General features: G+C 71.6%; 17 protein-coding genes. 3 read left to right on the forward strand and 14 right to left on the reverse strand.

Features of this window, described 5'->3' with window-relative positions:
* Positions 1 to 122: 122 nt before the first annotated feature.
* From ACZ7LS_RS13460 to ACZ7LS_RS13505, 10 genes are all read right to left on the reverse strand, one after another.
* Positions 123 to 644 carry an anthrone oxygenase family protein gene (locus tag ACZ7LS_RS13460; protein ID WP_382529186.1) on the reverse strand — a complete coding sequence of 174 codons (522 nt, stop codon included), beginning with the start codon at positions 642 to 644 and terminating at the stop codon, positions 123 to 125.
* 67 nt (positions 645 to 711) lie between these two features.
* Positions 712 to 1,365, reverse strand: a complete 654-nt coding sequence (locus tag ACZ7LS_RS13465; protein ID WP_382874442.1) for a hemerythrin domain-containing protein — start codon at positions 1,363 to 1,365, stop codon at positions 712 to 714.
* Positions 1,366 to 1,462: 97 nt separating this feature from the next.
* A complete protein-coding gene (locus ACZ7LS_RS13470) occupies positions 1,463 to 2,302 on the reverse strand; it encodes an NmrA family NAD(P)-binding protein (RefSeq protein ID WP_382529192.1) in 840 nt (279 codons plus the stop codon).
* Positions 2,303 to 2,392: 90 nt separating this feature from the next.
* Complete coding sequence (locus ACZ7LS_RS13475) at positions 2,393 to 3,178, reverse strand: SDR family NAD(P)-dependent oxidoreductase (protein WP_382529195.1); 786 nt, start codon at positions 3,176 to 3,178, stop codon at positions 2,393 to 2,395.
* Positions 3,179 to 3,469: 291 nt separating this feature from the next.
* Positions 3,470 to 4,114: a ScbR family autoregulator-binding transcription factor gene (locus ACZ7LS_RS13480; protein WP_382529198.1), complete on the reverse strand. Its 645-nt coding sequence runs from the start codon at positions 4,112 to 4,114 to the stop codon at positions 3,470 to 3,472.
* A 120-nt stretch (positions 4,115 to 4,234) separates the two neighbouring features.
* Positions 4,235 to 4,888: a ScbR family autoregulator-binding transcription factor gene (locus ACZ7LS_RS13485; protein ID WP_382529201.1), complete on the reverse strand. Its 654-nt coding sequence runs from the start codon at positions 4,886 to 4,888 to the stop codon at positions 4,235 to 4,237.
* Positions 4,889 to 4,932: 44 nt separating this feature from the next.
* The gene (locus ACZ7LS_RS13490) at positions 4,933 to 6,015 is read right to left on the reverse strand and encodes a PrsW family intramembrane metalloprotease (RefSeq protein WP_385129784.1); all 1,083 of its coding nucleotides are present in this window, start codon (positions 6,013 to 6,015) and stop codon (positions 4,933 to 4,935) included.
* A complete protein-coding gene (locus tag ACZ7LS_RS13495; RefSeq protein WP_385129786.1) occupies positions 6,012 to 6,614 on the reverse strand; it encodes a hypothetical protein in 603 nt (200 codons plus the stop codon). Before ACZ7LS_RS13495 ends, ACZ7LS_RS13490 begins: the two co-directional genes overlap by 4 nt.
* A 37-nt stretch (positions 6,615 to 6,651) precedes the next feature.
* Positions 6,652 to 7,239 (reverse strand): cupin domain-containing protein, encoded by a 588-nt coding sequence (locus ACZ7LS_RS13500; protein WP_385129788.1) that lies wholly within the window; start codon positions 7,237 to 7,239, stop codon positions 6,652 to 6,654.
* An 82-nt stretch (positions 7,240 to 7,321) separates the two neighbouring features.
* The gene (locus tag ACZ7LS_RS13505; RefSeq protein WP_382529213.1) at positions 7,322 to 8,464 is read right to left on the reverse strand and encodes a type III polyketide synthase; all 1,143 of its coding nucleotides are present in this window, start codon (positions 8,462 to 8,464) and stop codon (positions 7,322 to 7,324) included.
* A gap of 784 nt (positions 8,465 to 9,248) precedes the next feature.
* On the opposite strand from ACZ7LS_RS13505, the gene ACZ7LS_RS13510 reads away from it, so the two are divergent.
* Positions 9,249 to 10,520, forward strand: a complete 1,272-nt coding sequence (locus ACZ7LS_RS13510; RefSeq protein WP_382529216.1) for a cytochrome P450 — start codon at positions 9,249 to 9,251, stop codon at positions 10,518 to 10,520.
* A gap of 120 nt (positions 10,521 to 10,640) precedes the next feature.
* Here ACZ7LS_RS13510 and ACZ7LS_RS13515 read toward each other — a convergent pair whose 3' ends face one another.
* Both ACZ7LS_RS13515 and ACZ7LS_RS13520 read right to left on the reverse strand, forming a co-directional pair.
* Positions 10,641 to 11,624 (reverse strand): LLM class flavin-dependent oxidoreductase, encoded by a 984-nt coding sequence (locus tag ACZ7LS_RS13515; protein ID WP_382529219.1) that lies wholly within the window; start codon positions 11,622 to 11,624, stop codon positions 10,641 to 10,643.
* 282 nt (positions 11,625 to 11,906) lie between these two features.
* A complete protein-coding gene (locus ACZ7LS_RS13520) occupies positions 11,907 to 13,358 on the reverse strand; it encodes a serine hydrolase domain-containing protein (RefSeq protein WP_385129791.1) in 1,452 nt (483 codons plus the stop codon).
* 159 nt (positions 13,359 to 13,517) lie between these two features.
* Here ACZ7LS_RS13520 and ACZ7LS_RS13525 point away from each other — a divergent pair, with 159 nt between their 5' ends.
* Positions 13,518 to 14,165, forward strand: a complete 648-nt coding sequence (locus ACZ7LS_RS13525) for a GNAT family N-acetyltransferase (RefSeq protein WP_382665648.1) — start codon at positions 13,518 to 13,520, stop codon at positions 14,163 to 14,165.
* A gap of 132 nt (positions 14,166 to 14,297) precedes the next feature.
* Positions 14,298 to 15,197 (forward strand): hypothetical protein, encoded by a 900-nt coding sequence (locus ACZ7LS_RS13530; protein WP_385129793.1) that lies wholly within the window; start codon positions 14,298 to 14,300, stop codon positions 15,195 to 15,197.
* A 46-nt stretch (positions 15,198 to 15,243) separates the two neighbouring features.
* On the opposite strand, the gene ACZ7LS_RS13535 is transcribed toward ACZ7LS_RS13530, so the two are convergent.
* Positions 15,244 to 16,212 (reverse strand): aldo/keto reductase, encoded by a 969-nt coding sequence (locus ACZ7LS_RS13535; RefSeq protein ID WP_385129795.1) that lies wholly within the window; start codon positions 16,210 to 16,212, stop codon positions 15,244 to 15,246.
* A complete protein-coding gene (locus ACZ7LS_RS13540; RefSeq protein ID WP_382529234.1) occupies positions 16,209 to 16,622 on the reverse strand; it encodes a MerR family transcriptional regulator in 414 nt (137 codons plus the stop codon). The genes ACZ7LS_RS13535 and ACZ7LS_RS13540 overlap by 4 nt, the downstream gene beginning before the upstream one ends.
* Positions 16,623 to 16,722: the final 100 nt, after the last annotated feature.

Below are 16,722 nucleotides of genomic sequence, written 5' to 3' on the forward strand. Positions count from 1 at the left end.
CGTATGCGGGGTCACTGTTTCTTTGGGATCCGTCTCAGGATGGGACGCGCCCGCCCTCCCCGCGGGGGAACGAGTAGGAGGACGGGCGCGGTTCGGGTGGGCCCGGACGGGCCGAGGGGCCGTCAGAGCGGCTGGGCCGCTCCCCTGCGGTGCAGGACCAGGGCGCGGCCGAGCGCGCCGAGGGCCGCCGTGCAGGCCAGGGTCCTGACGACGTTGGCGGAGGTCCACGGCCGCTCGAATCTGCCGCGTACCGCACCGAAGTCGGGGGTGCTGCCGAGTGATACGGCGCGGGCCAGCATTCTGTTCAGCGGGACGTTGACGCACAGGGTGATCGCGACGGACAGGGCGTAGAGGGCGAAGGCGGTCCTGGTCCAGCGCGCGGCCTCCGGCCGGCCCAGGCGTCGTTGGAGTACGGCGGCGACGCCCGTGGCGAGGAACACCCCGACGAACAGCAGGCCGAACAGGGCGCTGTTGTCGATGACCTGGTTGATGCCGCCCATCACGGTGACGAACGTACGGTCGTCGGCGCCGGCGAGTCCCGGCATGACGGAGACGTCGAAGGCGAAGTAGAGGCCGGCCATCAGCCCGGTGCCGATGGTGGCGGCGGCGAGCACGGGGCCGGCGACTGCTGGAGCGGTCTGCATCGGGGCTTCCTCATCCGGTCGGGCGGTTCGGTGGCGCGGGTCGGCGGGGGCGGGGCGGTGGGGTGGGTCAGTGGGGGCGGGTCACTCCGGCGAGGGTCCGTTCGTACCGTCGGCGCAGCACCGTATTGCCGATCAGCCGGACGGGCGGCGGGATGGTGGCGGCGACGTGTGCCACCGACCGTTTGTCGGCGCCGTCGAACATCCAGGGCTGGAGTCGCGTCATGACCGCGAACGGGGCGCTGGCGATCACTTTCCGCTCGACGGCGAGGTAGTCGGCCGGGGAGAGCTGGGCGAAGACGGGGAAGGAGACGCTCTCCTCGTCCCGCAGATGGTCGCGGAGCACGGAGTCGAAGCGGGTGGCCGCGGGGCCGACGGCCGCGGTGTTCCCGCCGGGGCGCAGCGCGGTCGTGACCGCTTCCATGGCGCGGTCGAGCACCGCGTGGTCGTCGGCGAGCCGCTGTGCCTCGGCGGCGAACCGCGGCGCCCTGCTGAGCAGTCCTGGCCAGAGCACCTCGTCCTCGCTGTGGTGGTGCCAGTCGATGATGTCGCGCAGCTGCCGCCACCACGCGGCGGCGGCGCCGAGCCCGGCCGGGGTCAGCGCGGGCGCGGCGGCGAGCAGTCTGCGGGCGTCCCGGCGCATCGCGATGTGCATCAGCGCGAACCCGTGGAAGTGACCGGGCAGGGACGCGAGTCCGTACTCACTGGACAGGGGGGTACTCATGGCCGCCTCCTCGCGGATGGTGCGTCGTTCGCGGGGCGGTACCGGTACGCGGGGGCCGTCCGCGTACCGGTACCGCCCGGCCGTTCGCCGTGCGGGATCAGACGTTCCAGACGCCGCTGGCGGCGGCGTCGCGGGCGAAGTCGGAGAAGTCACGGGGCTTGCGGCCGAGTGCTTCCTCCACTCCGTGCACCAGGAACGCGTTGCGGCCGTCGAGGATGAGGCCGAACAGGTCGGCGAACTCGACCGGTTGCCCGTGCTCCGCCAGTGCGGCGCGGTAGTCGTCGATCGAGACCGGGATGTAGCTGATCTCCCGGCCGGTGGCCTTGGACAGCTCGGTGGCGACGTCCTGGAAACTGAGCAGCCGGGGGCCGGAGAGTTCGTAGGTCTTGCCGATGTGCTGGTCTCCGGTCAGCGCGGCGACGGCCACATCGGCGATGTCGTCGGTGTCCACGAAGGGCTCGACGGCGTCGCCGGTCGGCAGCGCCAGTTCCCCGGCGAGGACGGGCTCCAGGAAGAAACTCTCGTTGAAGTTCTGGTTGAACCAGCTGGCCCGGACCACGGTCCAGTCGGCGCCGGACGCCTTCATCTTCTCCTCGGCGGCCTGCGCGCCCTCCTCGCCGCGGCCGGAGAGCAGCACCAGACGGCGGGCGCCGCGGGCGACGGCGAACGCCGAGAACTCGCTGACGACTTCGGCGGCGCCGGGGAAACCGAGGTCGGGGTAGTAGGTGATGTATACGGCTCCGACGCCCTCCAGCGCGCCCGCCCAGGTGGCCGGGTCCTCCCAGACGAAGGGGCGGTCGGCGGTGCGCGAACCGATGCGTACCGGCAGGCCCTTGCCGGCGAGCCGCTCCGCGACCTTGCGTCCGGTCTTGCCGGTGCCACCGATGACGAGCGTGGTCTTCGTCTCTGTCCGGGTGTTCTGCGTGGTCTGTGTCATGCGTACAGTCAAGTCCACTCCGTTGAGACGGAACATAGCCGCGAAGCTCAGTTCCATACGCGTGCGTCTACGATCCTGGCGCGAGGCGGCTCAGGAGTAGCCCATACCGCCGCAGACGTTGATCGCCTGCGCGGTGATCGAGGCGGCGCTCTCCGTGGTGAGATAGCCGACCAGGCCCGCCACCTCCTCGGGGGTGGAGTAGCGGCCGAGCGGGATGTTCGCCTCGAACTGCGCCTGGACGAAGTCCTCGGTCGTGTCCCAGGCCGCCGCGTACCCCTGGCGCACCCGTTCGGCGGTCGGCGTCTCCACGTATCCCGGGCAGACCGCGTTCACGGTGACGCCGAGCGGGGCCAGTTCCTTGCCGAGCGACCTGGTGAAGCCCACGACACCGTGCTTGGAGGCGGAGTAGGGGGCACCCAGCAGGACACCCTGCTTCCCGGCGGTCGAGGCGATGTTGATGATGCGTCCGTAACCCGACTCCAGCAGACCGCCGTTCACCAGGACCTCGCGTGTCAGCAGGAACACTCCGTTGAGATTGGTGTCCATCACGTCGTACCAGAGCTCATCTGCTATCTCCGCGGTGGGGCCGCCACCGCCCCGGCCCGCGTTGTTGACCAGGATGTTGACCGGGCCGAACTGCGCGACGACGGCGGCCACCAGCGCGGACACCGACGCGCGGTCGCGGACGTCGGCGACGGCGCCCTCGGCCTCCATCCCCTCCGCGCGCAGCTCCTCGACCGTCAGCTTGACCTCTTGCGCGGTCCTGGCGCAGATGAAGACGCGATGGCCCCGGCCACCGAGCTCCCGTGCCACCCCGAGCCCGATCCCCCGTGTCCCGCCCGTGATCAGGGCCACCGGATTTCCCGGCACCCTCATCGGTCTTTCCCGTCGTAGCGGCCCCGGAACCTGCATCTCCACGGTTTTCCTCCCGCACCTCGTCGAATCCCCGCCGAATGACTCTTCGACGCCAGGCATGCTAGTCCCGCGCGGGCGTAGATTCTTGAATTCTTGAGTAACCGTCGAGCACATCTCCAACGCCTTTATTTACCGGGTATGACGGCGGAATTGGGGTACGCGACAACCGCTGGAAAGGAGCGACGGGACGCGGGTAAACAATGCGGAAAATTCCACGGCCCCGCGCATAGGAAGCCCCCGCCGAGGCATGATTCAGGATTCGCTCGCGCGGGGACGGACAACTCCCGGAGACCCGGGGGCGATCAGGGAGTCCGGCCGCGCGGCCAGTCCTGGCAGCATCAGCTCCCAGAACCGGGCCAGCGTGTGCCCGGAGATCCACTCCTTGCCGTCCCGGGCGCCGAGCACCTCGAACCCGACGGTCGCCGCCAGCAGGACATCGGCGGCGGCGTCCGGCGACACACCGTGCGCCAACTCGCCGTCCGACGAAGCCCGTTGGAGTAAGCCCTCGGTCCAGCCCCGCCACTGCCGCCACAGATCGACGCCGCCGAGGCGCGAGTGTTCGCCGCTCAGCTCGAAGCCGGCCTGTAAGACGACGTCTTCGTCGAGGCGGAGCATCAACGCGTGGGTGGCGTCGACCAGGAGTTGCAGGACCGGCACCTCGTCGCCGTCGCGGCACTCGGTGATCAGCCGTACCTCTCGCGCGGCCTCCTCCTCGACCGCGCCCGCCAGGGCTTCCTTGCTCTTGAAGTGGAAGTGCAGCGCTCCGTTGCTCACCCCGGCACGTCGGCTGATCATGGTGAGCGACGCCGGGACGAATCCCTCGACCGCGAAGATCTCCGCGGCGGCCCGGATCAGTGACCGCCGGGTGCGCGCGGCGCGGTCCTGTGTGACCATCATCGTCTCCTGCCATGGAGGACCGGAAGCGGTATGCGGCGGGTCCAGTGAAAACAATCCGCCATCGCGGTTTGCGTGTCCGCTATTCTCGCCGATCCCAGCCACCACCGGCCCCCTCCCGGCTCAAGATCCGCTTGAGGCCGACCGGAGAGCGCGGACGGCTTCGACGCGCGCGCCGCGATCGGGCGCCACGTCGAGTTCGAGCAGCAGGCGCGGCATCACCACGCTGGGCAGCAGATGCGCCCACATCACCGACATCCGGCGCTCCACGTCCCGGCGGCCGGTCACGGCGCGCGCGTAGACCTGGATCCCCACCCAGGCGCTGACCGCCAGTTCGGCCGTCTCCCGAGGCACGGCGTACGGCAGCAGCTCGCCCCGTTCCGCGGCCCGCAGCAGCAGGTCCTCGCTCAGCTCCGCCCAGGCCGGGAGAGGGCCCGCCTCGGAGAAGTCGACCGAGCCGCGCTCCCCGGCCAGCCGCAGCCCCGCGCCGACGACCGGGTCGCGCAGGGAGCGGTACGCGAGGGCCATCGTCGTGTCGATGAGTTCCTGGACACGTGAATCCGCCGGTTCCACGGCGAGAATCCCGGTCAGTTCGCGGAGCACGCCCCGCGCCAGCTCCTCCTTGGACGAGAAGTGGGCGTAGAGGGCGCCCTTGGTCGTCCCGGAACGCGCCGTGATCTCCGCGATCGTCGCGGCGTCATAACCGCGCCGGTCGAAGACGGAGGCCGCCGCCGCCAGGATCGCGGCGCGGGTACGGACCGCACGGAGTTGTGGCATCGGGACGCTCCCGTCGAGTCGTTCAGTGATTCACCGAGCGGACGTCACTCATGCACCCGTCGCTCACCGTCGAGGACATCCGTCGAACCGGGTGGTCGGTTTGCCCCGGCGTACTCCTCGACCACCGCGAGGTGGTCCGCGGCCCGCAGGGCGGCGGCGGGGCGGCGCGCCGGCGGCACCCGGCGCAGGGCGCGCCTGCGGGAGCGGCGTGTGAGCAGTTCGATGGAGTACGGGGATCCCGGCGAGAGCAGGAAGGCGCGGGCCCGTCGCCGGGCGGCGCGCCGCAGGACGACATAGAACCCCACGGCGACAAGGAAGTTGACGGCCACCTTGCCGGCGAGGCCCGGGGCGGAGCCGAGCAGGGGTGAGTCGAAGAGCCAGTGCATGGCCATGGCGGTCAGCAGGCAGAGGGCCGCGGGCACGATCCGCCGGCGCACCGGCCGGCCGCTGTGGGCGAGCAGGATGCCGACGCCCGTCCCCGAGACGGCGGTCATCGCCCAGTGCGAGCCGAGACCGGTCAGCCCGACCCGGGTGACGAAGGACTGGAAGACGTCGTTGTCCGCGTTCACTCCGCCACCGCTGAGGATGGAGTTCATCGCGTACGTCCAGTTCTCCATGACCTGGAAGCCGAGTCCGGTGAAGGCCCCGAGGAAGAACCCGTCGAGCGGCCCGCGCACCAGCCGCCGTGCGCCGAGGGCGATCAGCGCGACGCCGGACACCTTGAGGAGTTCCTCGTTGAGCGGGGCGGTGAGCGCGGCGCCCCACTGCGAGCCGAAGTCGATACCGGCCGCCTTGGACCAGATGCCCTGGAGCCCGCCGTTGGCCACGATCGCGCAGCCCGTCGCCGCGGTGGCTCCCCAGGCGACCCCGCTCCAGGCCCAGCCGCGCGGCGGCGCCCGGAACGGACGTACCCGCCCCAGGACGGCCACCCCGATGCCCAGCGTGAACAGCAGCAGCAGGAAGGCCAGCAGCGCCGGGCCGGGGAACACCCTGATGGCCGGGCCGTATTCGACGGCGAGCAGCGCGAGACCGAGGGCGCACAGGACGCCGCACAGCCAGCCCACCGGCCGCCGTCGGACGGAGCCGCGCAGTCCGGTGTACGCGGAGGACGCGGCCGCCGTCGTCACGGCGCCTCCCGGGGGAAGGCGACGGAACGGACCATGGCCGCGGCGTCCGCGGAGGCGCGCGGATCCGCGTCCGCCCCGGCCAGCACGGTGATCCCGACCGCGTAGCTCAGGTCGGGCGGCAGCCATACCGTGGCCGTGCCCGTACGGCCGCCACGGGTCAGGGTGCCCGTCTCGCCCTGCGCGCCCCCGGCGCTGGTGACGGGGTGCGGAGCGCCGAGCCGGGTGTTCGCGTCCGGGACGGACTGGACCTTGCGCAGGCCCGCCCACAGCTCGCCGGCCTGGCCGGGCGCCGACAGGGCGACATACCCGGCGACGAGGTCGACGCCGTCACGGGTCAGTACGTACATCGAGTCCGGATCGCTCTCCGACTTGCTGAGGGCCCAGCCCGCGCCGGTCACCCGCAGGACCGCGATGTTGTCGTCGGGCCCCAGCTCCAGCAGCGTGCCGTCCGGCAGCCGCTGGTGATCGTTCAGGGCCCGGTCGATCAGGGGCCAGCCCGCGGTCAGAGCGGCCATGACGAGCAGGACGCCGATGACCGACGACCGGGCCCGCCGGGAGGTTCGCCGCGGTGGGCGCCTGATGTCCAATGCGGAGTCCATCCCCCTACGGTCAGTCAGGGACCGGGTTCACGCAGCGTCAGTGACTCATACGAGTGGCCGTGGAACCGGCGCCGACGTCGCCGCCGGGGCGGTCCTGGGCGTCATGGCGCAGCGGGGTGAGCTGCTCGATGTCGTAGCGCAGCCGGAGATCGGCGATGGCGGCCGGATCGGGCGTTCCGCCGTCCTTGAGGATGTCGAGCAGTTCCTCGAAGTACCGCTCGTGGTCGGAGGGCGGGGACGACTGGAAGAACATCTTGGCCGGGCCGTCGCCCCGGTTGGCGAACGCGTGCGGACAGCCGGGGGGTACGACGATGACCGTGCCCGGCGTGGCCCGTACGGACTTCAGCCCCGACGAGGACTCCCAGTGCCGCCAGTCCTCGCCGAGCACCCGGGGTTCGAACGCCATCACGTCCAGCTCGCCGTCGAGGATGTAGAACAGTTCCTCGCTGTGCGTGTGCCGGTGGGCGCCGACGTCGAAGCCGGGCGGCACGACGACCTCGAAGCTGGAGGAGACCCGGGAGTGCTCCCCGGTGACCTTGAAGGTCACCTGCTGGGCATCGGTGAGGATGGTGGTGCCCCCGCCCGGGGGGACGATGAGCCCCTCGGCCCGGGTCAGCTGGGTCATGCGGTGCTCCATGACGGTGGGGGTGACGGTCGTACGGCGGTGCGGGGACGCGGGGCCGTTCGGGTGACGGGGGCCCGCGCGGTCATCTCACCGGTTCGGTCACGGGCGACGGCTCGCTGTCGCGTTCCAGGCTTTCCATGACCTGGTCTCCGGTCACCATGGTGCCGGCGGAGGCGCCGGCGGTCGTCCAGCGCCCCAGCGCCATTTCGGCGGTGATGCCGGGCCCGAAGCCGGCGATGATGCCGCGCGCGCCGTCGGGCACCCCGCCCTCGTCGAAGAGCCTGCGCACCGCGTCGAGGACGACGGCGCTGGCGATGTTGCCGTACTCGGTGAGCGTGCCCCTGCTGAACCGGAATGCCTCGGGCGGCACTTCGAGGAAGTGGCTGAGGTCGTCCAGGATGCGCGGTCCGCCGGCGTGGATGATGTAGAAGTCGAGCCCGGTGGCGTCCCAGCCGTGCTGGTCGGCCATCGTGCGCAGTGCGGGCGCCAGCGGCTCCATGGTGGTGGGTACCCGCTTGTCCAGCAGGAAGTGGAAGCCGGTGGCCCGGACGCTGTAGGCGATCCAGTCGGTGGTGTCCGGTACGAGGTGGGAGCCGTTGCGCTCCAGCGCGATCCCCGTGCCGCCCTCGCCGCGTACGACGGCGGCGGCGACGGCGTCCCCGAACAGCCCGTTGGACAGCAGCGATCCGACTCCGAGGTCGGTCGGCTGGTAGCAGAGCGAGCAGAACTCACAGGCGACGATGAGTACGTTGGCGCCGGGGTACGAGCGGCAGAAGTCGTGCGCCCTGTTGATGGCCGCGCCGCCCGCCGCACAGCCGAGTTGGGCGATCGGGAGCTGACGGGTGTCGCCGGGGAAGCCCATGGTGTTGATCAGCCAGGCGGTCAGCGACGGCATCATGAAGCCGGTGCAGGAGACATAGACGATCATGTCGATGTCCGCGGGGCGCAGCTCGGCGTGGTCGAGGGCGCGCCTGATCACCTCGGGGACGCGTGCCTTGGCCTCGGCCTCGTACAGCATGTTCCGGTCCTCGAAGCCGGGATGCCGCAGCGTCTCCTCGATCGGCTGGACGATATGCCGTTTGGCCACCCCGGTGTTCTGGATCAGCCGTAGCGCCAGGGGAAGTTGAGGATGGTCCGCGTGCAGCGAGCGCGCGAGAGCGAGCGTGTCCTCCATGGTGATCACATACTGGGGAACCGAGACCGCGGGTTTACACAGAGTCGCCACGACGCGCTCTCTCCTTCGTTCGTGTCCGCTGTGAACTGCGGCCCACACTCACCGGTGGGCAACCGCCCCGCAACCCGGGAGCGGGGGGTCGAAGGAGGCGGCGACGGCTGCTCCGAAGGGTCCCGGCGCGGGATCCGAAGGGCCTCCGGGGCTTCGCACGGCAACTACGCACCGTTAACTAGGGCCGGGCCGTCTCGTCCGTTCGGGTGACGCCTGCCCGGCGTGTCGGGCAAGTCCCGACGCCCCGCCTGATCGGACGCGCGCGATCTGTTCACGGCCGGGCACGGCATCCGCGAGAAGTTACTGATTGTCAGCCTTGTCTCGTCGTCGTCCGCCCTTGCCAGGAGAAGCCGCGTGGCCGCCCCCGGCACCGGCGGGTGCGTTCAGGACGCCGTGGAACGTACGCCCGTCCGGGTCGTGCGGTGAGCCGAACCCCCGCCGCGCGGGGGCCGCGCGTGATCACCGCGGGGGCGCGGGCCCGTCGTCGTCGCGGCCGTTCGTCCGGCACGGACCCGTAAGTTCCCTCGCGGGGCGGGGAATCCGGGCGGCGCGTGCCGCGAACAGCGTTCGCGGCACGGGACAGGGGCGCGCGCCCACCCGCCTCCCGCTGCCCGTGTCCTCCGTGGCGAGTGGGTCGTTTGCCCGGAGGAGGAAACGACTTTGGTGATGCCTCACATGCGTGCACGTGCCCCGTCCGCGTGACCGTGCCCCGTCGGTGGAAGCCCTGATCAGCCTTGTCGAATGCGCGCCGCGGGTCGGCGCGGTGTGCCGAGGAGACCGCCTCATGAACCACCCCTCCCCGCTCTCCCCGCCTGCGGAGTGTCCGGCCCACTCCCCCGGTGCGGAGCCGCTCCCCCTGTCCGCCGCGACCGGCGCGTCCGAACCCCGTGAGGTCTATCGAAGACTGCGCGAGCAGTGGGGCAATGTCGCCCGCGTCGAGCTGGAACCGGGCGTACCCGCCTGGCTCGTCATGGGCTACCGGGAGTTGCTCACGATCACCCGGCAGGAGCAGGTCTTCTCCCGCGACGCCCGCAACTGGCGCGATCTCAACGAGGGCGTCGTCCCGCCGCATTCGGGGCTGCTGCCGATGATGGCCTGGCGTGCCAACGTCATCGGCGCGGACGGTCCCGAGCACCGCCGGCTGCGTCAGCCGCTGGACGACGGTGTGGCGCGGATCGACCAGCGCAAGGCACGCCGTCAGGTCCAGTCGGTGTGTACGGAGTTGATCGGGCGCTTCTCGCAGCAGGGCCGGGCGGATCTGGTGAACGACTACGCCACGATCGTGCCGTTGCTCTCCATCGCCTCCCTGTTCGGTCTGAACAGCGCGGAGGGCCAGGAGTTGCTGCGGGCGCTCATCGCGCTCTTCGGCAGCGCCGACGACTCGCAGGACGGCAACCGCCACTTCGAGGAGATCCTGGTCGACGCGCTGCGCCGCCGGCAGGAGAGCCCGACGGACGATCTGACGACGGCGTTCATCAACCACCCGAATCTGCGCAACGAGTCGGAACGTATCCAGTCGATGGCGGTGATGATCTCTTCGGGCACGGAGGGCGTCAACGCCTGGACATCACTGACGCTGCGGCTGATGCTCACCGATCCGCGGTTCGCCGCCCGGATGCACGGCGGTCGCCTCGGCGTGGACGACGCCCTCGACGAGGCCCTCTGGCGCGATCCGCCCATGAACAACATGCCCGCCCGCTACGCCCTGCGCGACACCGAACTCGGCGGCCGGCGCATCCGCCGCGGCGATGTCCTCATCCTCGGCATCGCCGCCGCCAACGACGACCCCGCCATCCGTCCCGACGACCCCGCCGGAGAGCCCGGCAACCGCGCCCACCTCGCCTTCTCCGCGGGCCCCCACGTCTGCCCCGCGCAGGTACCCGCGCGCCTGATCACCCGCACCGCCGTCAACACCGTGCTGCATCTGCTGCCCGACATGAGGCTCGCCATCCCCGCCGAGGAGGTCTCCTGGCACCCCTCGCCCTGGACGCGGATCCCGGTCTCCCTTCCGGTGGAGTTCGCGGCGGCCCGGATTCCGGCCCTCGGCGCCCGGTAGCGGTGCTCCCCGCCGTCCCCGCGTCCCCCGCGTCCTACTCGACCGGCCGCGCGGCCCCGGCCTGGATGGCGTACCGCGCGCGCCGGACCGAAGCCGCCGCTCCCGCGTTCCGGGGCCGGTTCAACGGGCGTCTCCGAGGCCGAGATGGCCGCGGAGCGTGCGGGTGCCGTAGGCGGAGCGCAGCAGTCCGCGCCGGACCAGTTCCGGGGCCGTGCGGTCCACCAGCGCGTAGAGATCCTCCGGCAGCGCCGCCGGCCTGATCCGGAATCCGTCGGCGCCGCCCTCGCCGGCCCACTCCTCCAGCAGGTCGGCCAGGCCGTCCGGGGTGCCGGTGAAGATCAGCGCGTCCGACACGAACGGCGCGCCCGCCGCGGCGTCGAGCTGTTCCCGGCGTTCGGTGGCCTGCTCGGGCGTGTCGGCGAGGATGACGTTCAGATCCACGAAGACCCGCGGCGAGTCCGGCTTCCGGCCCGCCTCCTCCGCCAGCCGCCCCACCTGTTCGCGGATCGGCCGCAGGCCCTTGAGGTCCCCGGGCGTCACGAACACCACATCGGCCCGGCGCGCGGCGAGCCGGTACGGCACGGTGTCATGCGCCAGCACCAGTACCGGAGGGCGTCCCTGCGGCGCCCCCGCTCCCTCGGCCGCGCCGTTCCACTCCGCTTCGACCTCGCCCAGGAACTCCGCCGCGGAATCGAAGAGTTCGGCGATCCTGCGGTCGCCTTCCGGCGTGCCGATCAGCTGGACGAGAGCGTCGTGATCCGCCGCGCTCGTCGCCACCCGGGGCCGTATCCCCGCCCGTCCGCCGCTGAGTCTGTCGAGGGTGGCGACCTGTGTGGCGTAGGCGGCGGGCGCTCCCGTCACCGGCGCGAGAGGCACCAGCCCGATCCGTGAGGTGGAGCCCGCCGCCGCGGCCAGCAGCACGGTGGAGTCGAGCCGGCCCGGTCCGTCCTCGGCGGTGACGAAGTCGAGCAGGGCCGCCTCCGCCCGCCGGACCAGCCTGATGAACTCCTCGGGCGGCGGCGCTCCGCCGGGGGCCGCCGGGTGCGCGCCCGCCCCGTCCAGCGCGATGCCGAGGCTCAGCTGTTCTCGTACGGTCACGGTCATGACTCCCCTGCGTTGCCGGGCGGTTCGAAGGCACCCTCCTCTACTGTTGTCCTCGGACATTGCGCCCGTATGTACGCGGTATGGCAGCGCTCACGAGCCGCTCGCACGGGCCGGACGCACGAGCCGCGCTCATGAATCGCGTCCCCGGCCCCGCGTCACCGGCCGCCATCGCCCCCGGACGCCATCGCCCCGGCCCCCACGCGGCATCGTCGCGGTCACCGGGCCGCGAACGGACGTGCCCGTACGCGGGGTTCGCCTCACGCGGGCCCGTCCCGCCGGTTCTCACGCGGACTTCGCCGTGGCCCGCACGCCGAAGTGCACATACCGGGAGCCGTCCGCCAGCGCGTAGAAGACCACCGGTATCCAGGCGTCCTTCTCGTTGCGCCGCCCGGCGAACACGGTCTTCGACGGCGTGTCCGACACCGGCACCAGGTTCCAGAAGAGCGGTTCGAACGTGTCCTTCAGACCGTCGGCGCCCTCGTACCTCACCTGGAGGACGCCCTCGCCCGCGGGCCGGTCGGTGACCGTCATCAGGAACCCCTCACGCCGGTAGCCGCCGACGAACGGCGTGGGATCCACGGCCGGTCGCACGGCATCCGCGCCCGGTGCCCCTGCCGCGGGACCGAACCCCGGCATGGTCACCCCGGCGAGTTCGGCGGTCAGCTCGCGGCAGAGCGTCTCGAAGACCTTCGGCGCGGCGCCCCCGCCGTTGGTCAGCAGCGCGAGGGCGATCCCCGCCTCCGGGATGGCGCGCAGGTAGGCGAGCTGCCCGAACGTACTGCCGTCGTGGCCGAAGCCGCGCGCACCGTCCCACTCGAACAGCCCCCAGCCCAGGCCCCAGTGGGCGCCGAGGAACCACTGGTCGGGCATCTCGACCTCACGCGTCAGCATCGCCTCCACGGCCCCGGCGGAGAGCACTCGTGTGCCGTCCGGCGCCGTACCGCCGTCGATGAAGAGCCGGGCGAACCGCACCACATCGGCCGCGGTGGCGCAGATCCCGCCGTACGGACCCGCCGAGCGGGGCAGCATGTTCCACAGCGGCGTGGGGACCGGGTCCTCGCCGGGCTCGCCCATGTGTCCCATCGCGGCGCGGAATCGGAGCACCTCCTCGGGCAGCGTCATCGTGTGCGCCAGCCCCAGCGGCTCGCGGATCAGCTTCTTGAGCGCCTCGTCCCAGGTCAGGCCGGTCACGACCTCGATGATCCGGCCGAGGACGTTGTACGCGGTGCTGGAGTACGACATGGTGGCGCCGGGCGGGTTGGTGAGCCCCACGTTTCTGACGCCCTCGGCATAGCGGGCGAGGCAGTCGTCGCCCCGGCCGGTGTCGCTCACGAAGTCGCCCTCGATACCGCTGGTGTGGTTGAGCAGCTGCCGCACCGTGATCGTTCCGCCGGCCGCCGCGTCGGCGACGGCGAAGCCCGGCAGTACGTCCACGACCGGTGCGTCCAGGTCCAGCTTCCCGGCGTCGGCGAGGTGCACCACGAGCGCGGCGGTGTAGCCCTTGCTGATCGAGCCGATCTGGAAGACCGAGTCCGTCGTCGCCCGGACGCCGGTACCGGTGTGCAGAATTCCGCCCGCCAGCTCATGGATCTCACCGCCTGCGAGCACCGCGAGCGAGGCGCCGGGGATGTGGTGGACGGCGAGGAGTTCATCGAGCCGGGCCTGCCAGCGAGCGGGGTCGAAAGCCGGGGCCGTGGCGGCGGCGTGCTGGTCCTGGTGCGGGCTCTGTGACATGTCATCTCTCCAGCGGCTTCGAATGGCGACGGCGTCGGCGCATCCGTACGAACGGTGTACGTTGCTCCGCACACTGTACGGAGACCGTACGCTGTGCGCAATTACGCACGGCGTACGACTCTTGTGGGAGCGCTCCCGGCGCTGGCACCATGCGTTGCTGTGCCGCCTCCACCCACCACGGTCCGCGCCTACCGCCCCGAGGACCTTCCCGCCCTCCACGACATCTGCGTACGCACCGCCGACGAGGGCCGGGATTCCCGGCACCTCTATCCGGATCCGGATCTGATGCCGAGCATCTTCGCCGCGCCGTACGCGGCGCTGGAGCCCGAGCTGACCTTCGTCCTCGATGACGGCCGGGGCCGGGCCGTCGGCTATGTCCTCGGCACCGCCGACACCGCCGGCTTCGTCAGGGCGTTCCGCGAGGTGTGGCTGCCGCCGCTCGCCGACCGCTATCCGGAACCGGCCGGCCCGGCCCGTACCCCGAGCGAGGAGATGATCGCCCTGCTGCACCGGCCGGAGCGGATGATCGTGCCCCAACTGGCCGGCTATCCCGCGCATCTGCATATCGACCTGCTGCCCGCCGTGCAGCGCCAGGGGTACGGCCGGGCCCTGATGCACACCTTCCTGCGCGCCCTGTGCGACCGGGGAGCCGGCGCGGTCCATCTCTCGATGGTCACCGCCAACACCGCCGCCCGCGCTTTCTACGACCGGCTCGGCTTCCATGAGATCGCGGTGCCGGATCCGGGTCCGCTCACCTATCTCGGGCGCTCGACCACCGTCGAGGACAGTCGCGTGGGCGGCAGTTGAGTAGCCGTACTCATCTGCCGCGCCCCGCCGTCTCCTATCGTCGCCACAAGTCGCCACAGGCCGCCACAGGCCGCCGCGATTCGCCGTACCGGCGAGGAGCGGGCGCGGGCCGGGCGGGGGGAGAGACGGACCATGGCGCCGACATGGGGCGGACGGGTCCTGGGCGGACCGACGGGCGTGCTGCTGTGCGCGCTCGCGCTGCTGGTCGCCGGCCGCGGAGTGGTGACGACGAAGAACGACCGGAAGCGCGCGGCGGAGCCGGCCGAGGCGCGGTACCCCGGAATCCTCGACGTCCTCTCCGCGCGCACACTGTTCCCTCAGGCCGGCGGATCCGAGGTGACCTTCCCGGTGGCCGACGACCCCGACGCCGCGGTCCTGCTGCGGATCGACACCGCGGCGGGCACCCGCGACCGCGGGCCCCGCGACCGCGCGCTCGACGAGGCGGTGGAGCGCGGCAGGTCCCGGGCCGGCGAACTGCGGTGGATGAGGGGCGCGTTCACCGACCGCGGATACGAACTGGTGGGCGTGGACCCGGCCTTCTCCGGCCCCTGGGTCGCCGCCGCGCCGACGAACGCCACCGTCACGCGCGTACTGGCCGAGCTCGGCGCGTGCGTACGGACGTGGGGCCCGGCCCGCGACGCGAACGGCGCGCCGAGGCGTTCGGTGACCGTGAACACCGTGCGCGACGGGGTGGTCGATCCGGCGTCCGGCAGGGCGTACCTCTCCTTTCCGTGGGAGGACCGGAGGGCGCTCGAGAAGGCGGTGGGGGACGCCGTACGCGACTGGCTGCGCACGACGCGACCCCGGGCCGGGGTCGACATGGTGTCCGGGCTCTGGTGGCTCGAACCGGGCACGGTCGACCGGCTCAAGGGGTACGTCCTGTTCTGCGACGAGGCCGGGGAAGGCGCGCGCCGCGCGGGTGACCACGCGGTGGTCCTGACGGTGGACCCGAAGGGCAATCCGGTCGGGGACTTCCAGGTGATCCGCGACGTACGCGACGGCCACGGTCGGGCGTGTCTGCCCCGGGAGTGACCGGGCGGGACGGACGCCGCGCGGTACCACGGCCGCATCAGGTACGTCACGTGCGGGGTGAGGCGTCCCGCTCGCCCGCCGCGATGCCGTGCGGCGCCGCCGCGTCGATCGCCGCGAGATCGCCGTCGGTCAGTTCGATATCAGCGGCCTCGGCGTTGTGTTCGAGATAGGTGCGCCGCTTGGTGCCGGGGATCGGCACGACCCGCTGCGCCAGCAGCCACGCCAGCGTCAGCTGCGTCGGCGTGATGCCCTTGGCCTCCGCCAGTTCGGTGACCTTGTGGACGACCGCCAGATTCGCCGCGATGTTCTCCTCGGTGAACCGAGGCAGACCGCGGCGCGCGTCGTCGGGCGCGAGGTCGTCGCGGCGCCGGATCTTCCCGGACAGGAAGCCGCGTCCCAGCGGCGAGAACGCGACGAACCCGATGCCCAGCTCCCGTACGGTCTCCAGCACCCCGTTGTGCTCCACGTCCCTGGAGAACAGGGAGTACTCCGACTGGAGCGCGGTCAGCGGGTGCACCGCGTGGGCCCGGCGGATCAGCTCGGGGCTCGCCTCCGAGACTCCGATGTAGCGGACCTTGCCCGCCTGGACCATCTCGCTCATCGCCCCGATGCTCTCCTCGATGGGGACGTTCGGGTCGACGCGGTGCAGGTAGTACAGGTCGATGACATCCGTGCCGAGGTGCCGCAGGGAGCGGTCCACCGCCCGGTGCGCGTACGCGGCGCCGCCGTTGTGACCGTGCGGGGTGCCGTCGTCGTCGAACTCGATGGCGAATTTGGTCGCGATCGTGATCTCGTCGCGCCGCTCGCTCAGGGCGCGTCCGATCAGCTTCTCGTTCTCGAACGGGCCGTATGCCTCGGCCGTGTCGATGTGTGTGACCCCGATGTCGACGGCCCGGTTGAGTGTGGCGATGGCCTCCCGCTCGTCCCGGGGGCCGTACCAGACGCTCATGCCCATCGCGCCCAGGCCCTCGGCGGAGACGGTGAGGCCCTGCGAACCGAGTTTCACGGATTTCATGACGAGGAGACGCCCTTTCGGTAGAAATCGATCTTCCGTTCAATGGCGGCCAGATGATTCTGGGTCACTTTGAGCTGTTCGAGTACGCGCTCACGGTGCTGCTCCAGCACAGCGAGCCGCTCGGCCTCGTTGCCCTCGTACCGGCAGATCTCGGTGAAGGCGCGGATGTCGCGGATCGGCATACCGGTGCCGCGCAGCATGACGATCCCGGCGAGCCGGCGGAGATCCTGGGCGAAGTAGCGTCGCTGGCCCGAGGGCGCGCGATCGGCGGGGAGCGCCGTCAGCCCCTCGCGTTCGTAGTACCGGAGGGTGTCGATGCTGAGGCCGCAGACCGCCGCGGCTTCGCCGATCGTCAGTCCGCCGTGCGGAATCTCCACTTCCGGCTCCAGCCGGGGAACCACTGCGCTCATGCCTCAAGCCTCCACCCTGGAGCGCGCTCCAGGGCAAGCGGAACCGGCGGGTCCGGCGCACCCCGGCGCCCTGCCCCCGCTCGCCGGAGCCGCGCGCCGC

Source organism: Streptomyces sp. NPDC039430 (assembly GCF_055639435.1).

Excerpts from the sequence above, each read along its gene's own strand:
- ACZ7LS_RS13460 (WP_382529186.1), bottom strand. The coding sequence starts at position 644 with ATGCAGACCGCTCCAGCAGTCGCCGGCCCCGTGCTCGCCGCCGCCACC.
- ACZ7LS_RS13465 (WP_382874442.1), bottom strand. The coding sequence starts at position 1,365 with ATGAGTACCCCCCTGTCCAGTGAGTACGGACTCGCGTCCCTGCCCGGT.
- ACZ7LS_RS13470 (WP_382529192.1), bottom strand. The coding sequence starts at position 2,302 with ATGACACAGACCACGCAGAACACCCGGACAGAGACGAAGACCACGCTC.
- ACZ7LS_RS13475 (WP_382529195.1), bottom strand. The coding sequence starts at position 3,178 with ATGAGGGTGCCGGGAAATCCGGTGGCCCTGATCACGGGCGGGACACGG.
- ACZ7LS_RS13480 (WP_382529198.1), bottom strand. The coding sequence starts at position 4,114 with ATGATGGTCACACAGGACCGCGCCGCGCGCACCCGGCGGTCACTGATC.
- ACZ7LS_RS13485 (WP_382529201.1), bottom strand. The coding sequence starts at position 4,888 with ATGCCACAACTCCGTGCGGTCCGTACCCGCGCCGCGATCCTGGCGGCG.
- ACZ7LS_RS13495 (WP_385129786.1), bottom strand. The coding sequence starts at position 6,614 with ATGGACTCCGCATTGGACATCAGGCGCCCACCGCGGCGAACCTCCCGG.
- ACZ7LS_RS13500 (WP_385129788.1), bottom strand. The coding sequence starts at position 7,239 with ATGACCCAGCTGACCCGGGCCGAGGGGCTCATCGTCCCCCCGGGCGGG.
- ACZ7LS_RS13510 (WP_382529216.1), top strand. The coding sequence starts at position 9,249 with ATGAACCACCCCTCCCCGCTCTCCCCGCCTGCGGAGTGTCCGGCCCAC.
- ACZ7LS_RS13515 (WP_382529219.1), bottom strand. The coding sequence starts at position 11,624 with ATGACCGTGACCGTACGAGAACAGCTGAGCCTCGGCATCGCGCTGGAC.
- ACZ7LS_RS13520 (WP_385129791.1), bottom strand. The coding sequence starts at position 13,358 with ATGTCACAGAGCCCGCACCAGGACCAGCACGCCGCCGCCACGGCCCCG.
- ACZ7LS_RS13530 (WP_385129793.1), top strand. The coding sequence starts at position 14,298 with ATGGCGCCGACATGGGGCGGACGGGTCCTGGGCGGACCGACGGGCGTG.
- ACZ7LS_RS13535 (WP_385129795.1), bottom strand. The coding sequence starts at position 16,212 with ATGAAATCCGTGAAACTCGGTTCGCAGGGCCTCACCGTCTCCGCCGAG.
- ACZ7LS_RS13540 (WP_382529234.1), bottom strand. The coding sequence starts at position 16,622 with ATGAGCGCAGTGGTTCCCCGGCTGGAGCCGGAAGTGGAGATTCCGCAC.